The organism is Marinomonas sp. HM11-D (genome assembly GCF_057626615.1).
Genome location: NZ_JBMMKT010000017.1, coordinates 1 through 23,380, shown reverse-complemented (window position 1 = coordinate 23,380; position 23,380 = coordinate 1). Strand labels below are relative to the sequence as shown.

Below are 23,380 nucleotides of genomic sequence, written 5' to 3'. Positions count from 1 at the left end.
GGATCATGTCTCAAAAAAATCGTCTACAAAGCGGTGGCCGAATTGACCGTTCTAAGCCACTTACTTTTACCTACAATGGTAAGCAACTAGAAGGTTTCGCTGGTGATACACTAGCGTCTGCACTTCTAGCAAACGGTGTTGACCTTGTTGGTCGTAGTTTCAAATACAGCCGTCCACGCGGTATCGTTGCAGCAGGCGCAGAAGAGCCAAACGCAATCATGCAGCTTGGTGCGACTGAAGCAACTCAAGTACCTAACGTACGTGCTACTCAACAAGAACTTTTCTCTGGTCTTGTTGCTGGTTCAACTAACGGTTGGCCGAACGTTGAAATGGACTTGATGGGTCTTGTTGGTAAGATCGGTGGCAAGATGATGCCTCCTGGTTTCTACTACAAAACCTTCATGTACCCACAATCAATGTGGGAAACATACGAGAAAGTTATTCGTCAAGCAGCGGGTCTAGGTCGTTCTCCAAAAGAATACGATCCAGATATCTACGACAAAATGAACCAGCACTGTGACGTGATGGTTGTCGGTGCAGGCCCTGCTGGTTTGATGGCTGCGTTGACTGCTGCTCGTGGCGGCGCTCGCGTTATCATCGCTGACGAACAAAACGAATTTGGTGGTAGCCTACTAAGCAGTAAAGAAACTGTTGACGGTAAAGCGGCTGCTGCATGGGTTGCAAGTGTAACGAAAGAGCTAGAAGCAAACGAAAACGTTTTGGTTCTACCACGTTCTACTGTGAACGGTTACCACGACCACAACTTCCTAACAATCCACCAGCGTATGACTGAGCACCTAGCTGACCGTGCTCCAAATGGTCAAGTGCGCGCTCGTTACCACCGTGTACGTGCGAAATGGGTTGTGCTAGCGACTGGTGCGCACGAGCGTCCACTAGTATTCGCTAACAACGACGTACCAGGCGTTATGCTTGCAGGTGCGGTGTCTACTTACATCAACCGTTACGGTGTTGTACCAGGCAACGAACTTGTTCTTATGACAACTAACGACAACGCTTACCGTACAGCTATTGATTGGCACGATGCGGGTCGTAAAGTACAAGCGATCGTTGATACTCGTAAGAACCCAACAGGTGCACTAGTTGAAGCAGCGCGCGAGCGTGGCATCACTGTGATGGCTGGTTCTGCAGTAATCGACGTACAAGGTGGCAAACGCGTATCTGGCGTATCTGTTGCTTCTATCAGTGAAGACGGTTCTAAAGTAACTGGTTCTGTTAAGAAACTAAGTGCTGACACTGTTGCTTCTTCTGGTGGTTGGAGCCCAGTTGTTCACCTATCTTGTCACACTGGTTCACGTCCTCAGTGGAACGACGAAATCATCGGTTTCGTTCCAGGTGCAACAGTACAGAAACAACTTACTGCTGGTGCGATCAACGGTAACTTCACAACTTCTGGTGCTCTAGAGCAAGGTAAACAAGCAGGTGTTGACGCACTTGAGAAACTTGGCCTTAAAGTTGCTGACGTTGCAGTACCTGCAACTGCGGAAATCAAAGAATCTAAGCCAATGGCTTTGTTCCACATTCCGCACACTAAACCGACTTCACAAGCACCTAAGCAGTTCGTTGACTACCAAAACGACGTAACCGCTTCTGGTATCGAGCTTGCTTGTCGTGAAGGTTTTGAGTCGATCGAACACGTTAAACGTTACACTGCAATGGGCTTTGGTACTGACCAAGGTAAATTGGGTAACATCAACGGTATGGCGATCGCTGCGAAGTTCTTGAACCAGTCTATTCCAGAAACTGGTACAACGATCTTCCGTCCGAACTACACTCCAATCACTTTCGGTGCGATTGCTGGCCGTGATTGTAAAGAGTTGTTCGATCCAGAGCGTTACACTGCGATGCACAAGTGGCACCTAGAGCACGGCGCTAAGTTTGAGGATGTAGGCCAATGGAAACGTCCTTGGTACTTCCCGAAAGCTGGCGAGTCAATGCAAGAAGCATTGAACCGTGAGTGTCTAGCGACTCGTGAATCTGTAGGTATCCTAGACGCTTCTACACTAGGTAAGATCGACATCCAAGGTAAGGATGCGCGTGAGTTCTTGGGTCGTGTGTACTCAAACGCTTGGGCGAAACTACCTGTTGGTAAATGTCGTTACGGCCTAATGCTGAAAGAAGACGGCATGGTATTTGACGATGGTGTTACATCTTGTCTTGGTGAAAACCACTTCTTGATGACAACAACATCTGGTGGTGCTGCAACAGTTCTTGGTTGGTTGGAGCTTTACCATCAAACAGAATGGCCAGAACTAGAAGTGTACTTCACTTCTGTAACTGACCACTGGGCGACTATGACTATCTCTGGTCCAAACAGCCGTAAGCTTCTAGAAGAGCTTACTGATGCGGATGTTTCTAAAGAAGCTTTCCCTTACATGGATTGGAAACCAATGTCAGTTGCTGGCGTTCCAGCTCGTGTATTCCGTATCTCGTTCACTGGTGAGTTGTCTTTCGAGATCAACGTACAAGCGAACTACGGCCTACATGTTTGGGAAAAACTGTTCGAAGCAGGTGCTAAGTACAACCTAACACCATACGGTACTGAAACAATGCACATCCTTCGTGCAGAGAAAGGTTTCATTATCGCTGGTCAAGACACAGACGGTTCAGTACACCCTTACGACCTAGGTATGGGTTGGGCAGTATCTATGAACAAGCCATTCAGCTTCATCGGTAAACGTGGTATGAAGCGTGAAGACTGTGTACGTGCAGATCGTAAACAACTAGTTGGTCTGAAGACTATTGATCCAAACATTGTATTGCCAGAAGGTGCTCAAGGTGTATTCGATCCTACTGCGCCAATCCCAATGCCAATGGTTGGTCACGTAACTTCTAGTTACTGGTCTGCAAACTTGGGTCGTTCTATTGCAATGGGCTTCGTTAAAGGCGGCCTAGACAAGATGGGCGAAAAAGTTTACTACCCACTAGCAGATGGCCGTATTGTTGAAGCAGAAATCTGCAGCCCAATTTTCCTAGATCCAAAAGGGGAACGTCAAAATGTCTGATGTTAAAAACGAAACAGTAACTGTTGCAGTAATGAATCAGTTGGCTGATGCTTCAATCAAAGGCCAGTCTCCACTGTTTCACGCTGACCTAGCAACGATTGCTAAGAGCGGCCCAAAAACTGGTGGTGTTACATTCAAAGAAGAAGCGTTGTTGGGTCACCTAACGCTTCGAATGAACCCAGAAAATGCTGATCAGCTAAAAGCTGCAGAGAAAGTACTAGGTGTGGCTCTGCCAACTCAGCCACTGACTTCTGCTAGCAAAGGTGATGTGGTAGCTCGTTGGATTTCTCCAGACGAGTGGTTGATCACAGTTCCTGGCTTGAAAGCGTTTGAAGTTGAAGCTGCGTTCCATAAAGAAATGAAAGGTCATTTCCAAGTGGTTAACGTTAGTGGCGGTCAAACAATCGTTAAGCTTTCTGGCAAAGACGCTAAGTACGTGATTAAGAAATCTTCACCGATTGATATTCACCCAAGCGATTTCCCAGTGGGTAAAGTTGTTACTTCTGTTTTCGCTAAGAGCTCTGCGATCATCCGCCGCTCTGGTGAAAACGAATTCGAGTTGGTGATCCGCCGTAGTTTCTCAGACTACCTATGGCTGTGGCTCCAAGACGCGAGCCGCGAATACGGCTTGGTTGTTGAAGCCTAAGTAAATCCCCCTCCCATAAGCCGACCTGTGAAAGCAGGTCGGCTTTTCTTTCCAGAGAGAACTTCCTATGAAAGCAACTACAAAACCATGGATTTTCACCGCTAACTGCCCAAGTGTTATCGGCACTGTAGACGTGGTAACACGTTACATGGCAGAAGCAGGCAACTATGTTGAAGAAATTCATTCTTTTGACGACCGCGAAGCGAATCGTTTTTTCATCCGTGTTGAGTTTTACCCACAATCTGCAGACTTCACTGCAGACGAATTCACGGCTGAATTCATGCCACGTGCTAAGCAGTTTGAGATGGAGTGGGAACTGACTCCACCAAATCATCGCCCTCGTGTTGCAATCATGGTGTCAAAGTACGATCACTGTTTGAACGATCTACTTTACCGCTACCGTACAGGTCAGCTAAATATCGAAGTACCGGTTATTATTTCTAACCACCCAGATTTAGAGTCATTGGCCGAGTGGCACAACATCCCTTACTACCACTTGCCAATCACTGCCGACACAAAACATGAGCAAGAAGCAAAAGTTCGTGAACTGATCGAACAATACGATGCTGAGCTAGTTGTGTTAGCACGTTACATGCAGGTTCTGTCTTCTGAAATGTGTCAGTACCTAGATGGTCGTGCGATCAATATCCACCACTCATTGCTACCTGGTTTCAAAGGCGCACGTCCTTACCACCAAGCATGGGAAAAAGGTGTGAAAATGGTAGGTGCGACAGCGCACTACGTAAACGACGACCTTGATGAAGGTCCAATCATCGCTCAAGGTATCCAATCAGTGGATCATGCGCATTATCCTGAGGATTTGGTCGCAAAAGGGCAAGATATTGAACGTATTACATTGTTTAATGCGATCAAATGTCATGTTGAAAAACGCGTATTCTTAAACGGTAAGCGTACGGTAGTGTTCGGTCGCTAAGACTTAATTCCTTCCAAAATTTGCTGTTCTAATTATCTGCATTTAACCATGTCGTACATAGCTAAGGCTGGGTCGAGGAAATATCTCGACCTTGCCTTAATATGGATATTCTTATAATAATACATCTATATATTTCCGAGATAGGAATCTTCTGGAGGCTTTATGTCTATCAGTGTATTTGACCTTTTTAAAATCGGCATTGGTCCTTCAAGCTCCCACACTGTTGGCCCTATGGCAGCCGCGGCAGATTTTGTGGACGCTTTGACAGCGAAGGAAGCAACACAAAATACTGTACGAGTGGTTTGTGATCTTTATGGCTCATTGAGTGCGACAGGGGTAGGTCATGGTACCGACAATGCTGTTGTTATGGGCTTAATGGGCGAACGCCCAAGCCGTATCGATCCTGAATGTGTATTAGGTCGTATCGAAGCACTGAAAGAAAGTAATCGCTTGTTGTTAGCAGGCGGTCATGAAATTGAATTCATTTGGGCTCGCGATATGCTGCTTCTGAACGAAGATCTGCCATATCACCCAAATGCGATGCGTTTGACGGCGTACGATGCGTCCGAAAATGTGTTGTATCAAAACACTTATTATTCCATCGGTGGCGGTTTCGTTATCGATGAATCTGAAGCGACTGCGGATGCGCGTTTGGTACCTCAAGTGGATGTGCCTTACAGCTTCAAAAACGCAGTTGAACTACTTAAATTATGTAAAGAAAATAATTTGAGTATCAGTCAGCTGATGATGGAAAACGAAAAGGTTTTGCGTACTGAAAAAGAAGTACGTGAAGGCTTGATGGAGATCTGGGGCGCGATGAAAGAATGTATCGCCAACGGTCTTCACAAAGATGGCAAATTGCCTGGCGGTCTGAATGTTCGTCGCCGTGCTATGACGCTGCATAAATCTTTGATTCGTGCCACTCGCCCAAACATCATCAGTTCTACGCTGAGTGCTATGGATTGGGTGAACCTTTACGCGCTAGCGGTAAACGAAGAAAACGCCGCCGGTGGTCGCATGGTCACTGCGCCTACCAATGGTGCGGCAGGTATTATTCCTGCAGTATTGATGTACTACATGGAATTCGTACCAAACCCAACGGATGAAAACGTGGTGGACTTCTTCCTAGCGGCGGCGGCCATCGGTTCATTGTGTAAGATGAATGCTTCGATCTCTGGTGCCGAAGTGGGTTGTCAGGGCGAAGTGGGTTCTGCTTGTGCTATGGCGGCAGCGGGTCTATGTGAAGTCTTGGGTGGTACTCCAGCCCAAGTAGAAAACGCAGCTGAGATCGGTCTTGAGCATAACCTTGGTCTGACCTGTGATCCAGTAGGTGGTCTAGTTCAGGTGCCATGTATTGAACGTAACGCAATTGCGGCGATGAAAGCGATCAACGCAACGCAAATGGCCTTGCGTGGTGATGGCGAACACTTTATCTCATTGGATAAAGTTATTCGTACCATGCGCGATACCGGTAAAGATATGCAAGACAAGTACAAAGAAACTTCTCGTGGTGGTCTAGCGGTTAACGCCATTGAGTGTTAATTCGTCATCATAGAATGTTCTAAGAATTGACTAAAAAGCCCCTTGCGATTGTGTCGCAAGGGGCTTTTTTAATTACGACGCTGATAACGTGCAAAGTGTTGGGCAAATAGATTTTTTATAAAGATTTATTTGCCAAACGCTCTAGAGCATTGAGTAGCCATTGCTTTTCGTTTTCGCCATCCAAGCATTTTGCCATCTCATTTTCGTAACAGCTTACGCGTTTTACTGCATTATCGAAAAAGCGACCACCTTCTGCGGTCAAAAACAAAGCGTATGAACGGCGATCATTGACAGCAGGGCGGCGTTCTAACAAATTTTTACTTTCTAGCTTATCGACCGCTGCCACCATGGCAGAACGATCGTTGCCCAAAGCTTGAGCGACGGCCGTTTGAGTTAATCCAGGATTACGTTCGACAATCGCTAGCACTGCAAATAATCCAGGGCTAATGCCTAAGTCTTCGCAAACCTCACCGAACTTTGCAAAAAAGTTCATCTGAGCGCGACGCAAGCGATAACCCAAAAATTCGTCTAAAACACCAAAATCAATTTCTTGATCAGACTTTTTTGGTTGATCTTGCATGTGTAGAGTTCCTAGCATGGTCAAATATAAAGCGCTGTATTGTATACCAACGCGTTAGTTTGGTAAAAGCTATAAAAGTGGGCGAAGTTAGCGGACTTATAAGCGAAAATGCATATAAAATCGTTAAAAAGAAGGGCTCAGAAGAGCCCTCAAATTTCGACTACTACAGTCACTCACTCGTTTAACTATCCGATGGCATGAACTAACCAGAGCGAAATGCCTGGGAAGATGACCAAAAGTGCCACGCGGACAAAGTCAGATATCAAGAAGGGTACCACCCCTTTGAAACACTCTTTCAGTGGTAGAGTGCTATCAAATGATTTGATGATAAAGATGTTCATCCCTACCGGTGGTGTGATTAACCCGACCTCTACCACCACTAGGGCAATGATACCGAACCAAATACCTAGGTCAGCGGCAGGAATGCCGAAGTCCATTGCCATAATGATTGGGAAGTAGATTGGAATGGTCAGCAAAATCATCGCCAGACTGTCCAAGAAACAACCCATGATCAGATAGGTGATCAGCATCACCACAAGGATGGTATAAGGCGACATACCGGAGTTAGTCAGTACTTCCACACCGATTTCAGGTAATTTAGACAGGGCAATAAAGACACTGAATAAGTCTGCACCAAGAACGATAAAGAAGATCATCGCAGATGACACTGCAGTACGGATCAAGCTAGAAAGCAGGCCTTCCATACGCATCTTGCCGTGCGTGACTGCCAGTACTAATGTGAGTACCACACCCACGGACGCAGCTTCTGTTGGTGTAAAGACACCAAAGTAAATACCGCCCAGTACAATCAAGAAGATAGTGGTGATGTGCCACACATCTTTGGTTGAACGAAATTTTTGTGCCCAAGTGGTTTGCTCACCACGTGGACCTGTATGTGGGTACATGCGTACATAGATAGCAATGGTTAGCATGTAACCAGCCGCCGCTAAGAAACCTGGAATAAAAGCCGCGATAAACATTTTAGAAATGTTTTGCTCGGTTAGTACTGCGAAAATGATCAACACCATAGATGGTGGAATCAAAATACCTAAGGTACCACCAGCCGCTAGAGCGCCTGCAGCCAAACTACCGGCATAATTTAGGCGACGCATTTCCGGTAGTGCTACTTTACCCATGGTTGAAGCGGTGGCTAGTGAGGAACCACAGATAGCCCCGAACGCTGCACAGCCTGCAACAGCGGCCATGGCGATACCGCCTTTTTGGCGGCCTACCCAGGTATTACAAGTTCGAAACAGCTCGGTGGTAATCCCCGAACGTGTCGCGAGCTCCCCCATTAGTAGGAATAATGGCACCACCGATAAGTCGTAAGTGGAATACTTAGCAACAGGTGCTGTACCCAAGTATTCCAGTAGGGCAGGTAAGCCACCGATCATCACGTAACCCGCTGCGCCACAGACCATCATAGACAGTGCAATTGGAATACGGATACTCATGAGGACCAATAGAATCCCCATCATCAAGAATGCTAATTCAACGTTACTCATCACCTTCTCCCGAACGGCATGTTAGTAGGCGATTGATACCACATAGGGCACAAAGGCTAAAACAGATCACACCGACAACGTAAACCCACCATATTGGCAGCTCGAGAATCATGGTTTGTTCGTAGTAATCTTTTGACTCGATGCCGCTTAATACCATGCGGTAGGCAAAGGCTATCGATACGAACGTGAAAATAAGGTTTCCTAACTGGTCCAGAAGGTACAGCGTTTTGGGTTGGCAGTTGGCTGTAAACAAGTCAACAATGATGTGCCCATTACGTAAATAACATTCAGGTAAGAATAGGAAAACAGACATGGCAAGACCGACTTCTGTCAGCTCATAGTCGCCTTCTACGGATTGGCCAAAAAATGTCCTGCCGATGATGCTGGCAACCGTAATGATTGCCAGCGACAGCATGATCAGACCCCCTAACAGAGCAAAGCTGTGCGCAACGCGCTTTAGCCCAACTCCAACAACATCAACAACGGATAGCTTCATGCTTAATCACCGAACAGCTGTTACATAGACTCGTATTTCTTGATCAAGCTTTCCGCTTTATCAAGCAAACGTTCTGCATCATAGTTATCGTCTTTCATTTCCTTGATCCATTGTGTACGCACTGGAGCAAGTTTCTCTTTCCAAGACTCGTATTCAGCACCTTCGATGTAATCGAAGCTGTTGCCTTGGTTTACCGCATAGGTGCGAGCGTGTTGCTCGTAGTTATCGAATAGGTTACCGATGTGACCCGCAAGCGCGACGCCAGAGTTATCGTCGATCACTTTTTGTAGATCGGCTGGTAGGCTTTCATACACTTCTTTGTTCATAGCAAAGATAAAGAACTGGGTGTAAAGACCACGATCGCCCTTGATCTCAGTGTGGTGCTTAACCAATTCGTAGATTTTAGTTGGTAGCACTACTTCGTAAGGTAAAGCGGCAACATCTAGTACACCTTTAGAAATCGCGCTGGCCATTTCGGTGACTGGCATAAAAATAGTGTTAGTGCCGAATTCTTTAAATGCTTCAGACATTACCTTGTTCGGTGCGCGAAGCTTCAGACCTTCTAGGTCAGCACTGGTTTTAATGGCTTTTTCACGAGAGTGAAGAGAGCCTGGAGCGTGTGTATGCATGGCTAACAGATGCACATCTTTTAGCTCTTCTTGCATTTCAGTTTCGGCGTATTCTTGCAGTGCCATAGAGGTTGCTTGCGCAGTACTTGGCATGAAAGGTAGCTCGAAAACGGTCGCTTTCGGGAAACGACCAGGCGTGTAGCCGCCTACTGTCCAAGTGATATCCGAGATACCCTTGCGTACTTGGTCGAACAATTGAGGTGGTTTGCCGCCCAACTGCATGGCTGGGTAAAGCTCAATGTCGATACGTCCATTTGATTCCGCTTCGATCTTCTCCGCCCATGGCTCTAAGAACTTAGAATGTGCCATCGACATTGGGGGAAGGAAGTGGTGAAGCTTCAGTGTGTATTCCGCCTCAGCCATCGCGTTCACCGAAAGTACTGCACCAGCTATTAAGGCTAGACCTTTCCGTCCTAGATATTTCATTGTTCACCTCACATTGTTTTTTTTATATGTGTATTTGGGTTTGAGTCGCAAAATATGGGTAACTTTGATACTCGCTGGGCGGGTAGGGGAAAGGAGTCCCTGCCCGCCTAGCGCTAATCGCATTACATCGCTTCGTATTTCTTGATCAAGCCTTCTGCTTTCTCAATCAAACGCTCGGCGTCGTAATCGTCACCTTTCATCTCTTTGATCCATTGAGTACGCACTGGTGCTAGCTTTTCTTTCCAAGCTTCGTATTCGGCACCTTCGATGTAATCGAAGCTGTTACCTTGGTTGACTGCGTAAGAACGAGCGTGCTGTTCGTAGCTGTCAAACAAGCCGCCAATGTGGCCTGCTAGTTCAACGCCAGAGTTGTCGTCGATGACTTTTTGAAGGTCTGCGGGTAGGTTGGCGTAAACATCTTTGTTCATAGCGAAGACAAAGAACTGTGTGTAGAGACCACGATCAGCCTTGATTTCGGTGTGATGTTTCACGAGTTCATAGATCTTGGTCGGTAACACTACTTCATAGGGCAGAACAGCTACGTCCAAAACGCCTTTAGATATAGCGCTGGCCATTTCTGTTACCGGCATAAAGATGGTATTGGCGCCAAATTCTTTGAAGCCTTCAGACATGATTTTGTTCGGTGCACGCACTTTTAGGCCGTCAAGGTCAGCGCCCGTTTTAATGGCTTTTTCGCGTGAGTGGAAGGAGCCTGGAGCGTGGGTGTGCATGGCAAGCAGATGAACATCTTTCATTTCATCTTGCATTTCAGTTTCGGCGTATTCTTGTAGCGCCATACTAGTGGCTCTGGCTGTGCCAGGCATAAACGGCAGTTCAAAAACCGTTGCTTTCGGGAAACGGCCAGGCGTATAACCGCCCACAGTCCAAGTGATATCCGAGATACCCTTACGAACTTGGTCAAACAATTGAGGTGGCTTGCCGCCCAGCTGCATCGCTGGATAGATTTCAATATCAATACGGCCGTTAGATTCGGCTTCGACTTTTTCCGCCCAAGGCTCTAAGAACTTGGCATGAGCCATCGCCATTGGCGGCAGCATATGGTGTAGCTTCAGCGTGTATTCCGCTTCCGCCATTGCGTTTACCGATAGTACTGCGCCTGCAATTAAAGCTAGGCTTTTGCGTCCTAGATACTTCATTTATCCACCTCACATTGTTTTTTTTATTCGTGTTTTTATGGCTTTTGGTCCGTCGCAGTCACATTAGCTGACGACGATTTATACATTTTTTGCACAAACTGTTGAGCATTTCAACAATCTGGATCATAGAATTTTTCCTATGCCCATCGGAAAAAAAGATAACTCCCTTTTTCTTTTTAGAATAATTAACAATAGAAAGCAAAACTATTTGTAAAAATAATTGTTGTATAGTACAACAAACAAAGACTACAGCATGTAGCGATTTTTTTAAACACCGGAACAATGCTAAAAATAGAAGGTGAAACATGAGCAAGGTGATTTCTCTAGAGCAGGCTGCTGGCCTGATCAAAGATGGCGATTCGGTCGCTTGGTCGACAATTGGTATGTCCTATTTCGCAGAAGCGGTAGCGAGCCAGCTTGAAAAGCGCTTCCTAGAAACGGGTCAACCAAAGAACCTAACCCTGATCCACGATTGTGGTTGTGGTGATGGTAAAGATGGTGGTATGTCCCATCTTGCTCATGATGGTCTAGTTAAACGATTGATTTCTGGTCACACCGGTCAAGCGCCAAAAATGGCGGGTATGGTAGTGGAGGATAAAATCGAAGCCTACCTATTGCCACAAGGTGTTCTAACCACCATGTGGCGTCAAATTGCCGGTAATAAGCCAGGCGTGATCACCAAAGTCGGTATGGGTACTTACGTTGATCCACTAAACAGTGGTGGTAAGGTGACCTCTAAAGCCACTGAAGATCTGGTTAAGCGCATCGATATCGAAGGCGAAGAATGGTTGCTGTACAAAAAGTTCCCGCTAAACGTTGTCGTAATTCGTGCGACCACGGCGGACGAGCACGGTAACCTTTCGGTTGAAGAAGAAGCTCAGTTGGCAGAAATCCTACCAATGGCGCAAGCGGCTCGTAACCAAGGTGGTATTGTGATCGCTCAGGTGAAGTACCTAGCCGAAGCGAAAACCATCAAGCCAAAAGATGTCAAAGTACCTGGTGTGCTAGTGGACTACGTAACCGTGGCGCCAGCCGAACAGCATATGCAAACCATCACCACAGAATACAACCCAAGTCTTGCGGGTAATGCTCGCATTCCGCTAAACGCCATTCCGCCAGTGCCATTTGGCGAGCGTAAGATCATTGCTCGTCGTGCGGCGATGGAGCTATACGATAACGCCATTGTGAACTTGGGTATCGGTATGCCGGATGGTGTGGCATCGGTGGCCGCAGAAGAAAAAGTCGCGAACCGTTTTATGCTCACCACTGAATTGGGTACTTACGGTGGTATTCCAGCGTCAGGTGGTGACTTTGGTGCAGCTTGGAACGCGGAAGCCATTATTGAGCACGAGGCGCAATTCGACTTTTACGATGGCGGCGGTTTGGACATCGCTTTCCTTGGTCTGGCGCAAGCGGATCAGCACGGCAACCTAAACGTTAGTAAGTTTGGTCCTAAGGTAGTGGGGCCTGGCGGCTTTATCAATATTTCGCAAACCGCTAAGAAAGTGGTGTTCTGTGGCACCTTGGTGAACGGCGCGAAAATGTCGTTTGAAGGTGGCAAGGTGGCGGTATTAGAAGAAGGCCGTACCCGTAAGTTTGTTGAGCAAGTCGATCATGTGACCTTTAGTGGTGAATTTGCTCAAGCGAATAACAAGCCAGTGTTCTTTATTACTGAACGCTGCGTGTTGGAACTGCGCAAAGAAGGCATGGTGTTGACGGAGATCGCACCAGGTCTTGACCTAGAAAAAGATGTATTAAGTATGATGGATTTCAAGCCAATCATTGCCGACGATCTGAAAACAATGCCTGCGGCGATCTTCCAAGATGTTTGGGGTGGTCTAGGTGAGTACATGGCTGGTACAGCAAAATAACAATAAGGGTGACCTAAATGACAATGCAAAATGTAGAAATTCCATACGGTGCCTATTGGAGTACGCCGTTTACGAAATGGCAGGGTTCCTTGCAGTACCTGCACTCGATGAAGTTTGCAGCCCACGTTGCTAAACAAGAGTTGGCTAAACGCTCGATTGATCCAACCGTGTTTGATTCGGGTGTATTGGGTATGACCATTAACCAATACCAATCGTTTAACGGCGCGCCTTGGCCACTATTTGATATCGGTGCAGTGCATACCCCAGGTCATGCGGTGAACCAAGTGTGTGCGACCAGTGCGCGTGGTCTGTTTGCAGCGGCATCAGAAGTTATGTGTGGTATGGCCAGTGTGTCACTATTGATGGCGGCCGACCGTTGTTCCAATGGTCCGCACATTTTCTACCCGAACCCACAAGGTATCGGTGGTGCTGGTCAGTCAGAAGATCAAGTATTTTACAACATGATGAATGACCCAATGGGTGGTCATTCCATGATGCAAACCGGTGAGAACGTAGCTAAGCGTTTTGATATCACTCGTGAAGAGCTGGATGCGGTAACGCTGCGTCGTTACGAGCAATACCAAGAAGCTTTGAAAGATGAGCAAGCGTTCCAGAAGCGTTACATGACACTGCCTTTGTCTGTGCCAACGCCTAACTTCAAGAAAGAAGCCTGTGTCATTACTGGTGATGAAGGGGTATTCCCGACGACTGCGGAAGGCCTAGCGAAGCTGAAGCCAGTAATGGAAGGGGGCGTGATTACCTTTGGTAACCAGACGCACCCAGCGGACGGTAACGCGGCAATCATTGTTTGTCACAGTGATAAAGCCCAAGAGCTTTCTACGAACAGCTCGATTAAGGTGGAAGTGGTAGGTTTTGGTCAGGCGCGTGATGATTTGGCGTACATGCCAGCCGCTCCGATTGAAGCAGCGAAGCGCGCTTTGCATATGGCTGGCATTGGTATTGATCAAGTGGATGCGATCAAGACCCATAACCCATTTGCGGTAAATGATGTGGCGTTCGCGAAAGCCATGGATATTGATGTAATGAAGATGAACAACTTCGGCTGTTCATTGATTTGGGGTCACCCACAAGGCCCAACCGGTCTGCGTGCCATGATCGAAATGATTGAAGAATTGGCGCTGCGCGGTGGTGGTTATGGCTTGTTTACTGGCTGTGCGGCGGGTGATACCGGCATGGCCACTGTGATCCGAGTTTCTGATCGTTAAGTGTTAGACGTCTCCATTTTAAGCCACACCTGAGTGTGGCTTTTTTTTGAGAAAAAGTTAAATAGTTGTGTTTGACATTTGTTTAGCAATACAACTATTATGTTTTCAATTAGTGGTTCAACCTATATTAAGGCGCCTCAGCCATAAACATAAAAAAAAGAGGTAAGCGAATGACAACTTATCAATTCATCGAATTTTCAGTAGATAATGGCATTGGTCATCTTCGACTGAACCGACCTGAAAAAAAGAACGCGATCAACGATTCTCTATGTCTAGAGATCGAACATGCGTTCATCAACCTTCCTGATGACGTCAACGTTATCGTCTTCTCTGGCGCGGGCCCTGAATTCTGTGCCGGTCTAGATCTTGCGGAACACAAAGCTCGTGAGCCATTTGAAGTGGTGAAACACTCCAACATGTGGCACCGCGTATTTGGTCATATCCAAAACTCGGGTATCCCAGTGATTGCTGCCATGCAAGGCGCTGTCATCGGCGGCGGTTTGGAACTGGCGATCTGTGCACACATCCGTGTCACTGAAAAGGGCACCTTCTACCGTTTGCCAGAAGGCCGTCACGGTATCTTCGTCGGTGGTGGCGCTTCAGTAAATGTGGCTCGCGTGATCGGCACTAGCCGTATGACTGAGATGATGTTGACTGGCCGTGATGTGGATGCCGAAGAGGGCTACCGCATTGGCTTAGGACATTACGTTGTGGAAAACGGTGCATCTTTGGATAAAGCAATGGAACTTGCTTCAAGCATCGCGAAAAACTCGAAGTACTCAAACTGGGCGATGACCACAGGTCTAGCGCACATCAGCAACATGGCCGCTGATGATGGTTTGTACACAGAGTCACTCATTTGCGGTATTACGCAAACCAGTGATGAAGTGAAAGCACGTATCGAGTCCTTCCTAAATCGTAAGAAAAAATAAGTCATTTCAGGAGTCAAGTCATGCAAGTTCAAGGTCGTCATTTCGTAGTTACAGGTTCGGCTTCCGGTATTGGTGAAGCGGTTGCTCGTCGTCTACATGGCTTAGGTGCTAGCGTTTCTCTAGCGGATATTAATGAGCAAGGCCTAAAGCGCGTTGCTGAGAGTCTAGGCGAGCGCGTACAGTACGCGGTTACGGATATCTCTGATGAGGCCTCTGTTAAAGCCTCTTTAGATCAAGCGGTTGCTGCCTTTGGTGAAATCAACGGTGTGGTGAACTGTGCTGGTATTCCTGGTGCTGAGCGTGTCGTAGGTCGTGAAGGTCCGCATTCACTGGCAGGTTTTGAGCGTGCACTACGTATCAACCTTCTAGGTACCTTTAATATGATTCGTTTGGCAGCAGATAAGATGCAGCACAACGAACCTCAGTCTACTCAAGAGCGCGGTGTGATCATTAATACCGCATCGGTCGCAGCCTTTGACGGTCAGATCGGTCAAGCAGCTTACTCTGCCTCTAAGGGTGGTGTGACGGCGATGACACTACCGATTGCGCGTGAGCTAGCGCGTTTTGGTATTCGTGTGATGACCATCGCTCCTGGTATCTTCAAAACACCTATGATGGATGTGCTACCAGAAGAAGTGCAACAATCCCTAGGTGCTGCGGTGCCATTCCCACCACGTTTGGGCGATCCAGATGAATTTGCCATGTTGGCACAACAAATCATTGAGAACTGCATGCTGAACGGTGAAGTCATTCGTCTAGATGGCGCGATCCGTATGGCGGCGAAATAGGAGATCGATGATGAGCTACCAAGCCCCATACAAAGACATGCAATGGTTGGTTGAGCAAGCATACCAAACGCAACAACTTGGCAACCTTGAATCGCTACAAGATTTCGATCTAGATCTTGCTAACGCCATTATTGATGAAGCGAATAAATTCGCCAGTGGCGTACTTGCCCCTCTTAATATGGTGGGTGACGAAGAAGGTTGTAAATTCTCTGATGGTCAAGTGACCACGCCAACGGGTTGGAAAGATGCGTACGCGCAATTCCGTGACTCAGGTTGGATCGGTCTAGCACTACCGGAAGAGTTTGGTGGTCAAGGTTTGCCAAAGTACATTGCTCAGCCTGTGAACGAGATGTGGTTGTCTAGCAACCTAGCATTCGTCATGTTCGCGGCATTGGCGCAAGGTGGCTCTGAAATCCTATTGAAGTTTGGTTCTGATGAACTAAAAGCCCGTTACCTGACTCAAATTGTCAGCGGTGAATGGACCGTGGCTATGGCGTTGACTGAGCCGAACGCGGGTTCTGATCTAGGTGCATTGACGACAAAAGCGATTCCACAAGCGGATGGTACTTACCAAATCAAAGGCCAAAAGATCTACATCACTTACGGTGAGCACGACATGGCCGACAACATCGTGCATTTGGTATTAGCACGTACGCCAGATGCCCCAGCAGGTAGTCGCGGTATTTCTTTGTTTGCCGTACCTAAGTATCGAGTCAATGAAGACGGCTCTTGTGGCGAATTTAACGATATCCGTTGTACCGGTATTGAGCACAAAACAGGTCTACACGGTAGTCCAACCTGCTCGATTAGCTACGGCGATAACGATGCCTGTGTTGGTGAATTAATTGGCAACTTAAACCAAGGTCTGATGGCGATGTTCGTATTGATGAACGAAGCTCGCTTAAGCTGTGGTATGCAAGGTGTAGGTTTAAGTGAATTAGCGTTCCAAAAAGCACTGCAATACTCAAAAGAGCGTGTGCAGGGCGCCGGTGCTGATGGTCAACGTGTTGCCATCATTGAACACCCTGATGTGAAACGCATGTTGCTGAACCTTCGCTCAGAAAGCTTTGCGCTACGTTCTTTAGGCTACCAAATTGCAGCCTTGATCGATGTGACTGAGCAATCAGACGATGAAGAATCAGTAAAAGCGGCGGAAAAACGTATTGCCTTGCTGACGCCTATTTTTAAAGGTTTTGCTACTGAACAAGCGAACGAATTGGCGGGTGATGCAATTCAAGTTTATGGCGGTATGGGTTTCGTTGAAGAAACCGGTATTGCGCAAGTGATGCGTGATGCGCGTATCACAACGATTTATGAAGGCACCACGGGTGTGCAATCAAAAGACTTAGTTCACCGTAAGATTCGTATGGACCAAGGTCAAGCGATCAGCGAATTGCTAGCGGAAATGCGTGGCGATATCGCTCAAGCGCCAGAGTACGTAGTGAATCAGCGTTTATCGGCTGCAGTCGATCAACTAGCGCAAGTATTGGATACCACGGTATTAAGTCCTAATGCCGATATCGGTCAATTGGATGCGGTAGCAGTACCCTTCTTAAACGCAATGGGAGGCATCTGTTGCGCATGGCAATTGGCTCGTTTAGCGCTTAAAGCGCAAGAAAGCAAAGCACAAGACGAAGAGTTCTTTGGCAACGTAGAAGCACTAGCGGAATTTTACAGTGCCTACAAACTACCGCTTGCTCAAGCTGCTCTAACAACCGTCACACAGGAACAAAATGGGGTCGATGCTTATCTGTTTTAGCGTCTAACACAAGGTGCATAGCCTTCTTTGAACGAATAAAAATAACAAGTCTCAGGAGTATAAAATGACCAGCGAATTCCATCCAATTAAGGTGGTGAGTCACTCTGTTGCGATCGAGAAACGCGATAATGGTGAGCAAATCGTCAGCTGCGCAACGCCGCTTGCTGAATACGCTCGTTGTCTAACCGATCGTCTTGAATACTGGGCGGAAAAAACACCGGATGCAGTGTTTGTCGCACAGCGCGATGATAACGATGAATGGGATCGTTACACCTACGCTGAGGCCTTGGTGAAAGTACGTCAATTGGCGTCTTGGTTGCTAGAACAACCGGTTTCACCAGAGCGCCCCATTGCTTTCCTATCTGGTAATAGCCTAGAGCATTTGATGCTGGCAATGGCGGGCTACTATATTGGTGTGCCCCACGCACCGGTATCACCGGCTTACTCATTGATTGCGACCGATTACTCTAAGCTCAAGCATGTCGTTGAATTGCTGACGCCTGGTCTAATCGTAGTGGATAAGCTTGGTCCATACGAAAAAGCCATCAATGCGGTAGCGGACGCGGATGTTCCAGTAGCGGTCATGTACGGCGATACCAAAGCAGAATTGATTAAGAACCCAACGGTGTCCTTTGCTGATTTCTGGGACCATGCAGAAGATCCAGCGATCGAAGAGCGCAATGCCGAAGTCACTGGCGACAGCGTGGCTAAGATTCTCTTCACTTCCGGTACTACAGGTATGCCTAAAGGCGTGATGAATACACATCGTATGCTATGTGCCAACGCGGTGATGATTCGTGACACCATGGCTTTCTTAGCTGAAGAGCCGCCAGTGATGGTTGACTGGTTGCCTTGGAACCATACCTTCGGTGGTAACCATAACGTGAGTATTGCCTTGTACAACGGTGGTGCTTTCTACCTTGATGATGGTAAACCTACCGAAAACCATTTCCATAAAACACTTAACAACCTTGCTGAAATTGCGCCAACAGTTTACTTCAACGTACCGAAAGGCTTTGAACTACTGGTGAAAAAGCTTCAGCAAGATGATGAACTAGCGAAGAAATTCTTCTCACGTTTGCAGTTTATGTTCTTTGCTGCAGCGGGTATGGCACAGCATATTTGGGACGATATTGATGCCCTAGCGATCAAGTACACGGGCAAGAAAATTCCAATGTTGACTGGCCTTGGTGCGACAGAAACGGCGCCTTCAGTGACCTTTGCTTCCATTGAAGAAAGTGCTTCAGGAGTGATTGGTAAGCCTGCGCCAGGCGTGACGCTTAAGCTTGTGCCAAACGAAGGTAAGTTGGAAGCACGTGTTAAAGCCGTCACCGTGATGCCGGGCTACTGGCGTCAACCAGAGCTAACTGCGAAAGCATTCGATGAAGAAGGTTTCTACTGTTTAGGGGATGCCTTTGCTTACCTGGATGAAAACAACCCTGATCGAGGTTTCCGTTTTGATGGCCGTGTGTCTGAAGACTTCAAACTAGACAGTGGTACTTGGGTCAGTGCCGGCACACTACGTGCGAAATTTATCAGTGCCTGCGCGCCTTTGGTTCAAGACGTGGTGCTTTGTGGCACGAACCGTGCGTACATTACTGGTTTAGTGTTTCCTGATTTAGTCCATTGCCGCAAATTGATTGAAGGCGGTGATGTGTTGACAGAGCAGCAGTTGGTTGAGCATCCTGAAGTGAAAGCAGCGTTTGCAGAAAAGCTAAAAGCCTTCGCAGCGCAAGGAACGGGTTCATCAACTGTGGTACAACGTATCTTGTTGCAACATGAAGCGCCTAGTCTAAATGCTCATGAAGTAACCGATAAAGGCTCTCTAAACCAGCGAAATGTACAAGCGCATCGTGCAGATCAGGTCGAGGAATTATACCAAGAGCCTCAATCTGTTAGCGTAATTAGCGTTTAATGTTATTGAAGAACGCCAGTATAGCAGCGACTCTTTAAGCCTAGCTGGCGTTTATTGTTATAAGAATAAGTATCTTTAGGTGACGATTATGAAAGTATTAGTCGGTGTCAAACGCGTAATAGATTACAACGTTAAAGTACGCGTTAAGTCAGATAACACAGATGTAGATCTAAGCAACACGAAAATGGCGATCAACCCATTTTGTGAAATCGCAGTCGAAGAAGCGATTCGTTTGAAAGAAGCGGGCGTTGCAAGCGAAGTCATTGCAGTGAGCGTGGGTACAAGTGCAAGCCAAGAGCAACTGCGTACGGCGATGGCGCTGGGTGCTGATCGTGCGATTTTGGTGGAATCAGAAGACGGCGCTGAGCCTTTAAACGTGGCCAAAGCGTTTGCCAAAATCATGGAACAAGAACAAGCGAGCCTAGTCATCCTTGGTAAGCAGTCGATTGACTCGGATAACAACCAAGTGGGTCAGATGCTGGCAGCGCTAACTAAGCGTCCACAAGGTACCTTTGCGTCTAACGTTGCAGTGGATGGCAACTCGGTTTCTGTTACCCGTGAAATCGATGGTGGTTTGCGCACTGTGAAGCTTGAGCTTCCTGCGATTGTCACTACGGATCTTCGTTTGAACGAGCCGCGTTTCGCGAAACTTCCTGACATTATGAAAGCGAAGCGTAAGCCGCTGGACACGAAAACATTTGCTGACTTGGGTGTGGAAGTGAAACAACACATTCAACTAGATAAGGTGGAAGCACCTGCTGCACGCCAAGGTGGTGTGAAAGTTGGCTCGGTTGATGAGCTTATCCAGAAACTGAAAGACGAAGCGAAGGTGATCTAATGGCTACTTTACTTATTGCAGAACACAACGGAACAGAATTGGCTCCTGCAACGCTAAGTGCTTTGACGGCTGCGCAGCAGATCGGTTCGGATATTACAGTTTTGGTGGCCGGTGCGAACGCAAAAGCCGCAGCCGATGCCGCAGCACAATGCGCTGGTGTCAGCAAAGTATTGCTGGCAGAAGGCGATAGCTTGGCTCATGACTTGGCGGAAAACCTAAGTGAGCTAGTTCTTTCTCTAGCGGGTGATTACTCTCACATCATGGCGCCTTCTAACTCAGTGAGCAAAGATGCCATGCCACGCGTGGCTGCACTACTTGATGTGGGCCAGCTGTCTGATATTACCGCGGTACTAAGTGATGCTCAGTTCCAGCGTCCAATTTATGCCGGTAACGCGATTGCTACCGTGACTTCTAAAGACGCGAAGAAAGTGATCACTGTACGTGCAGCGGCGTTTGATAAAGCGGCGGCAACAGGTGGATCAGCGCCAGTGGAGTCGGTTGCAGCGCCAGCGGCAAACGCTGCAGCAACTTGGGTGGGCGATGAATTGTCTAAATCTGAGCGTCCAGAGCTTACAGCGGCGGAACGTATTGTCTCTGGTGGTCGTGGTGTTGGCAGTGCCGAGAACTTCGCACTTGTGGAAGCATTAGCTGACAAACTTGGTGCGGCGGTTGGTGCGTCTCGTGCCGCGGTTGACTCAGGCTTTGTGGCAAACGATCTACAGGTAGGTCAAACGGGTAAAATCGTCGCGCCAAGTCTATACATGGCATTTGGTATCTCAGGTGCGATTCAGCACTTGGCGGGTATGAAAGACTCGAAAGTCATTGTTGCTGTAAACAAAGACGAAGAAGCACCGATTTTCCAAGTAGCGGATTACGGCTTGGTAGGTGATTTGTTTGATGTTCTCCCAGAACTGACTGAAAAACTATAACGATAAAGTAATAAGAGGAGTGCAGTTATGCGTGAATCGATGGAATTTGATGTAGTCATCGTAGGAGCTGGTCCTTCTGGCCTATCTACTGCCATTCGCTTGAAACAGCTAAATGCTGAATTGAACGTTTGTGTATTGGAGAAAGGGTCAGAGGTCGGTGCGCATATTCTTTCTGGTGCCGTGCTGGAACCTAGATCGCTCAACGAGCTGTTTGATAACTGGCAGGAACTGGGCGCTCCTTTGAATACGCCCGTTACGAAAGACGAAGTTTACCTGTTAAAAGACGGTGAGCTGAGTAAAGAAATTCCACATTCTTTAGTACCCAACTCGATGAAGAATGATGGTAACTACATTGTGAGTGTCGGTAACTTATGTCGTTGGTTAGCAGAGCAAGCGGAAGGTCTTGGCGTTGAGATCTTTCCAGGCTTTGCTGCAGCAGAAATTCTGTACCATGAAGATGGCCGTGTAAAAGGCGTCGCGACCGGTGATATGGGTGTGTCCGCCTCCGGTGAAAAACTGCCAACCTATATGGAAGGCATGGAGTTGCATGCGAAATACACGGTGTTCTCTGAAGGTTGTCGTGGTCACCTTGGTAAGCAACTGATCCAAAAATTCTCATTGGACAAGGATGCTGATCCACAACACTACGCCCTAGGTATCAAAGAGCTTTGGCAAATCGATCCAAGTAAACATCAGCCAGGCTTAGTAGTACACGGTGCCGGTTGGCCGTTAGAAGAGGCGAGTGGTGGTTTCTTCTTATATCACACGGATAACAACCAGGTAGTGGTGGGTCTGATTGTTGATCTGAACTACAAAAATCCTTGGATGAGTCCATACGAAGAATTCCAACGTTTGAAACATCACCCAGTCTTTAAACAATACCTAGAAGGCGGTGAGCGGGTTTCTTACGGTGCCCGTGCCATCACTAAAGGTGGTTGGAATGCATTGCCAACCATGACTATGCCAGGCGCGTTATTAGTAGGCTGTGATGCGGGGACTTTGAACGTTGCCAAAATCAAAGGCACACACACGGCGATGAAGTCAGGGATGTTAGCAGCAGAGGCCATTAATAAAGTGTTGGCGGATGATGCGCTATCTATCGCCGATACTTACAGTGAGCTGTTTGAGGCCTCTTGGTTGAAGCAAGAGCTGTACAGTACCCGTAATTTTGCACCAGCGATGCATAAGTTCGGTACTTTCTTAGGTGGTGCTTTCAACTACATCGACCAGAATATCCTTGGCGGTAAAATGCCGATTACTCTGCACGATACTTCGTTGGATTACGCGCAGCTGCAAACAATCAACGAAGCCAAGAAAATTGACTATCCAAAACCGGATGGCAAATTAAGCTTCGATCGTCTTTCATCAGTGTTCTTATCGAATACTAACCATGAAGAAGATCAGCCATGCCATTTGACGCTAGCGGATGACAGTATTCCGACAGGCAGTAACTTGTCGCAGTTCGCAGAACCTGCCCAGCGTTACTGCCCAGCGGGCGTTTATGAAATCGTGGAACAAGAAGCGGGCCCTAAACTACAGATCAATGCGCAGAACTGTCTGCATTGTAAAACCTGTGATATTAAAGACCCTGCGCAAAACATTACCTGGGTAACGCCGGAAGGGACTGGCGGTCCAAACTACCCGAATATGTAATAGAAGCATTCATTCACTTAAAAGCCCGCTACTGAAATCAGTATCGGGCTTTTTGTTTTTTAAGGGGCACGGCTAATTTTTTAACCCCCTCCCAGCCTCCCCCTTGGCAAGGGGGAGGAGCTTAGTCTTGTTGTGTTGCGATGTTTCGTGTTCCCTCCCCTTAGTAAGGGGAGGGTTAGGGTGGGGTTGGAGGTCGTGCAACCTCCACGGAAGACCATTAAAAACTGCTCTGGCTATTTATTGATCACTAAATGCTTGTTTGTGATCAATAAATGAACGATTTGGTGGTTTTGACGCATTAAATGACGTTTTTTTAAAATTATTTCAAAAAGTGCTTGCGCTGAAAATTCTGATGCGTATTATACGCCTCCACTGACACGGCAGACCACCACGGACTGCACAGCGAACTGGAAACGGTAAGCGATTAACCCTAAAGGTTAAGAGAATGTGTCAACGCTCTTTAAAATAGATAATCAGATAATTTGTGTGGGCGCTTGCTGGAGACTTCTCAAAAACTTTGAAGTCTTAAAT

Annotated in this window: 18 protein-coding genes; 13 read left to right on the top strand and 5 right to left on the bottom strand. The window is 47.3% G+C overall.

Going from position 1 to position 23,380, the window contains the following annotated elements; all coding sequences use genetic code 11:
- Positions 1-5: 5 nt before the first annotated feature.
- From ACOSVP_RS16845 to ACOSVP_RS16830, 4 genes are all read left to right on the top strand, one after another.
- Positions 6-3,023 (top strand): sarcosine oxidase subunit alpha, encoded by a 3,018-nt coding sequence (locus ACOSVP_RS16845; protein ID WP_487348641.1) that lies wholly within the window; start codon positions 6-8, stop codon positions 3,021-3,023.
- The gene (locus ACOSVP_RS16840) at positions 3,016-3,669 is read left to right on the top strand and encodes a sarcosine oxidase subunit gamma (protein WP_487348640.1); all 654 of its coding nucleotides are present in this window, start codon (positions 3,016-3,018) and stop codon (positions 3,667-3,669) included. The genes ACOSVP_RS16845 and ACOSVP_RS16840 overlap by 8 nt, the downstream gene beginning before the upstream one ends.
- 67 nt (positions 3,670-3,736) lie before the next feature.
- Positions 3,737-4,603, top strand: a complete 867-nt coding sequence (gene purU / locus ACOSVP_RS16835) for a formyltetrahydrofolate deformylase (RefSeq protein WP_487348639.1) — start codon at positions 3,737-3,739, stop codon at positions 4,601-4,603.
- A 162-nt stretch (positions 4,604-4,765) separates the two neighbouring features.
- Positions 4,766-6,145 carry an L-serine ammonia-lyase gene (locus ACOSVP_RS16830; RefSeq protein WP_487348638.1) on the top strand — a complete coding sequence of 460 codons (1,380 nt, stop codon included), beginning with the start codon at positions 4,766-4,768 and terminating at the stop codon, positions 6,143-6,145.
- A 115-nt stretch (positions 6,146-6,260) separates the two neighbouring features.
- On the opposite strand, the gene ACOSVP_RS16825 is transcribed toward ACOSVP_RS16830, so the two are convergent.
- The 5 genes from ACOSVP_RS16825 to ACOSVP_RS16805 all read right to left on the bottom strand — a co-directional run bounded on the left by ACOSVP_RS16825 (position 6,261) and on the right by ACOSVP_RS16805 (position 10,938).
- Complete coding sequence (locus tag ACOSVP_RS16825) at positions 6,261-6,725, bottom strand: MarR family winged helix-turn-helix transcriptional regulator (RefSeq protein ID WP_487348637.1); 465 nt, start codon at positions 6,723-6,725, stop codon at positions 6,261-6,263.
- A gap of 185 nt (positions 6,726-6,910) precedes the next feature.
- Positions 6,911-8,230, bottom strand: a complete 1,320-nt coding sequence (locus ACOSVP_RS16820; RefSeq protein WP_487348636.1) for a TRAP transporter large permease — start codon at positions 8,228-8,230, stop codon at positions 6,911-6,913.
- A complete protein-coding gene (locus ACOSVP_RS16815) occupies positions 8,223-8,726 on the bottom strand; it encodes a TRAP transporter small permease (RefSeq protein ID WP_487348635.1) in 504 nt (167 codons plus the stop codon). The genes ACOSVP_RS16820 and ACOSVP_RS16815 overlap by 8 nt, the downstream gene beginning before the upstream one ends.
- Positions 8,727-8,746: 20 nt before the next feature.
- Complete coding sequence (locus tag ACOSVP_RS16810; RefSeq protein WP_487348634.1) at positions 8,747-9,781, bottom strand: TRAP transporter substrate-binding protein; 1,035 nt, start codon at positions 9,779-9,781, stop codon at positions 8,747-8,749.
- A 122-nt stretch (positions 9,782-9,903) separates the two neighbouring features.
- Positions 9,904-10,938, bottom strand: coding sequence for a TRAP transporter substrate-binding protein (locus tag ACOSVP_RS16805; protein ID WP_487348633.1), 1,035 nt, complete (start codon positions 10,936-10,938; stop codon positions 9,904-9,906).
- 305 nt (positions 10,939-11,243) lie between these two features.
- Between ACOSVP_RS16805 and ACOSVP_RS16800 the strand changes: the two genes are divergently transcribed.
- The 9 genes from ACOSVP_RS16800 to ACOSVP_RS16760 all read left to right on the top strand — a co-directional run bounded on the left by ACOSVP_RS16800 (position 11,244) and on the right by ACOSVP_RS16760 (position 22,849).
- A complete protein-coding gene (locus tag ACOSVP_RS16800; RefSeq protein WP_487348632.1) occupies positions 11,244-12,809 on the top strand; it encodes an acyl CoA:acetate/3-ketoacid CoA transferase in 1,566 nt (521 codons plus the stop codon).
- A 17-nt stretch (positions 12,810-12,826) separates the two neighbouring features.
- Complete coding sequence (locus ACOSVP_RS16795) at positions 12,827-14,035, top strand: thiolase family protein (protein WP_487348631.1); 1,209 nt, start codon at positions 12,827-12,829, stop codon at positions 14,033-14,035.
- 170 nt (positions 14,036-14,205) lie between these two features.
- Positions 14,206-14,967: a crotonase/enoyl-CoA hydratase family protein gene (locus ACOSVP_RS16790; RefSeq protein WP_487348630.1), complete on the top strand. Its 762-nt coding sequence runs from the start codon at positions 14,206-14,208 to the stop codon at positions 14,965-14,967.
- A 20-nt stretch (positions 14,968-14,987) separates the two neighbouring features.
- Complete coding sequence (locus ACOSVP_RS16785) at positions 14,988-15,755, top strand: 3-hydroxyacyl-CoA dehydrogenase (RefSeq protein WP_487348629.1); 768 nt, start codon at positions 14,988-14,990, stop codon at positions 15,753-15,755.
- A 7-nt stretch (positions 15,756-15,762) separates the two neighbouring features.
- Positions 15,763-17,514, top strand: a complete 1,752-nt coding sequence (locus ACOSVP_RS16780) for an acyl-CoA dehydrogenase family protein (protein WP_487348628.1) — start codon at positions 15,763-15,765, stop codon at positions 17,512-17,514.
- Between the two features lie 64 nt (positions 17,515-17,578).
- Positions 17,579-19,429, top strand: a complete 1,851-nt coding sequence (locus ACOSVP_RS16775; protein WP_487348627.1) for a feruloyl-CoA synthase — start codon at positions 17,579-17,581, stop codon at positions 19,427-19,429.
- A gap of 88 nt (positions 19,430-19,517) precedes the next feature.
- Entirely contained in the window at positions 19,518-20,267 is a 750-nt protein-coding gene (locus tag ACOSVP_RS16770; protein WP_487348626.1) for an electron transfer flavoprotein subunit beta/FixA family protein, read from the top strand.
- Entirely contained in the window at positions 20,267-21,196 is a 930-nt protein-coding gene (locus ACOSVP_RS16765) for an FAD-binding protein (protein WP_487348625.1), read from the top strand. Before ACOSVP_RS16770 ends, ACOSVP_RS16765 begins: the two co-directional genes overlap by 1 nt.
- 27 nt (positions 21,197-21,223) lie before the next feature.
- Entirely contained in the window at positions 21,224-22,849 is a 1,626-nt protein-coding gene (locus tag ACOSVP_RS16760) for an electron transfer flavoprotein-ubiquinone oxidoreductase (RefSeq protein ID WP_487348624.1), read from the top strand.
- The last annotated feature ends 531 nt before the right edge of the window (positions 22,850-23,380 follow it).

Excerpts from the sequence above, each read along its gene's own strand:
- ACOSVP_RS16845 (WP_487348641.1), top strand. The coding sequence starts at position 6 with ATGTCTCAAAAAAATCGTCTACAAAGCGGTGGCCGAATTGACCGTTCT.
- ACOSVP_RS16840 (WP_487348640.1), top strand. The coding sequence starts at position 3,016 with ATGTCTGATGTTAAAAACGAAACAGTAACTGTTGCAGTAATGAATCAG.
- purU (WP_487348639.1), top strand. The coding sequence starts at position 3,737 with ATGAAAGCAACTACAAAACCATGGATTTTCACCGCTAACTGCCCAAGT.
- ACOSVP_RS16830 (WP_487348638.1), top strand. The coding sequence starts at position 4,766 with ATGTCTATCAGTGTATTTGACCTTTTTAAAATCGGCATTGGTCCTTCA.
- ACOSVP_RS16825 (WP_487348637.1), bottom strand. The coding sequence starts at position 6,725 with ATGCAAGATCAACCAAAAAAGTCTGATCAAGAAATTGATTTTGGTGTT.
- ACOSVP_RS16820 (WP_487348636.1), bottom strand. The coding sequence starts at position 8,230 with ATGAGTAACGTTGAATTAGCATTCTTGATGATGGGGATTCTATTGGTC.
- ACOSVP_RS16815 (WP_487348635.1), bottom strand. The coding sequence starts at position 8,726 with ATGAAGCTATCCGTTGTTGATGTTGTTGGAGTTGGGCTAAAGCGCGTT.
- ACOSVP_RS16810 (WP_487348634.1), bottom strand. The coding sequence starts at position 9,781 with ATGAAATATCTAGGACGGAAAGGTCTAGCCTTAATAGCTGGTGCAGTA.
- ACOSVP_RS16805 (WP_487348633.1), bottom strand. The coding sequence starts at position 10,938 with ATGAAGTATCTAGGACGCAAAAGCCTAGCTTTAATTGCAGGCGCAGTA.
- ACOSVP_RS16800 (WP_487348632.1), top strand. The coding sequence starts at position 11,244 with ATGAGCAAGGTGATTTCTCTAGAGCAGGCTGCTGGCCTGATCAAAGAT.
- ACOSVP_RS16795 (WP_487348631.1), top strand. The coding sequence starts at position 12,827 with ATGACAATGCAAAATGTAGAAATTCCATACGGTGCCTATTGGAGTACG.
- ACOSVP_RS16790 (WP_487348630.1), top strand. The coding sequence starts at position 14,206 with ATGACAACTTATCAATTCATCGAATTTTCAGTAGATAATGGCATTGGT.
- ACOSVP_RS16785 (WP_487348629.1), top strand. The coding sequence starts at position 14,988 with ATGCAAGTTCAAGGTCGTCATTTCGTAGTTACAGGTTCGGCTTCCGGT.
- ACOSVP_RS16780 (WP_487348628.1), top strand. The coding sequence starts at position 15,763 with ATGATGAGCTACCAAGCCCCATACAAAGACATGCAATGGTTGGTTGAG.
- ACOSVP_RS16775 (WP_487348627.1), top strand. The coding sequence starts at position 17,579 with ATGACCAGCGAATTCCATCCAATTAAGGTGGTGAGTCACTCTGTTGCG.
- ACOSVP_RS16770 (WP_487348626.1), top strand. The coding sequence starts at position 19,518 with ATGAAAGTATTAGTCGGTGTCAAACGCGTAATAGATTACAACGTTAAA.
- ACOSVP_RS16765 (WP_487348625.1), top strand. The coding sequence starts at position 20,267 with ATGGCTACTTTACTTATTGCAGAACACAACGGAACAGAATTGGCTCCT.
- ACOSVP_RS16760 (WP_487348624.1), top strand. The coding sequence starts at position 21,224 with ATGCGTGAATCGATGGAATTTGATGTAGTCATCGTAGGAGCTGGTCCT.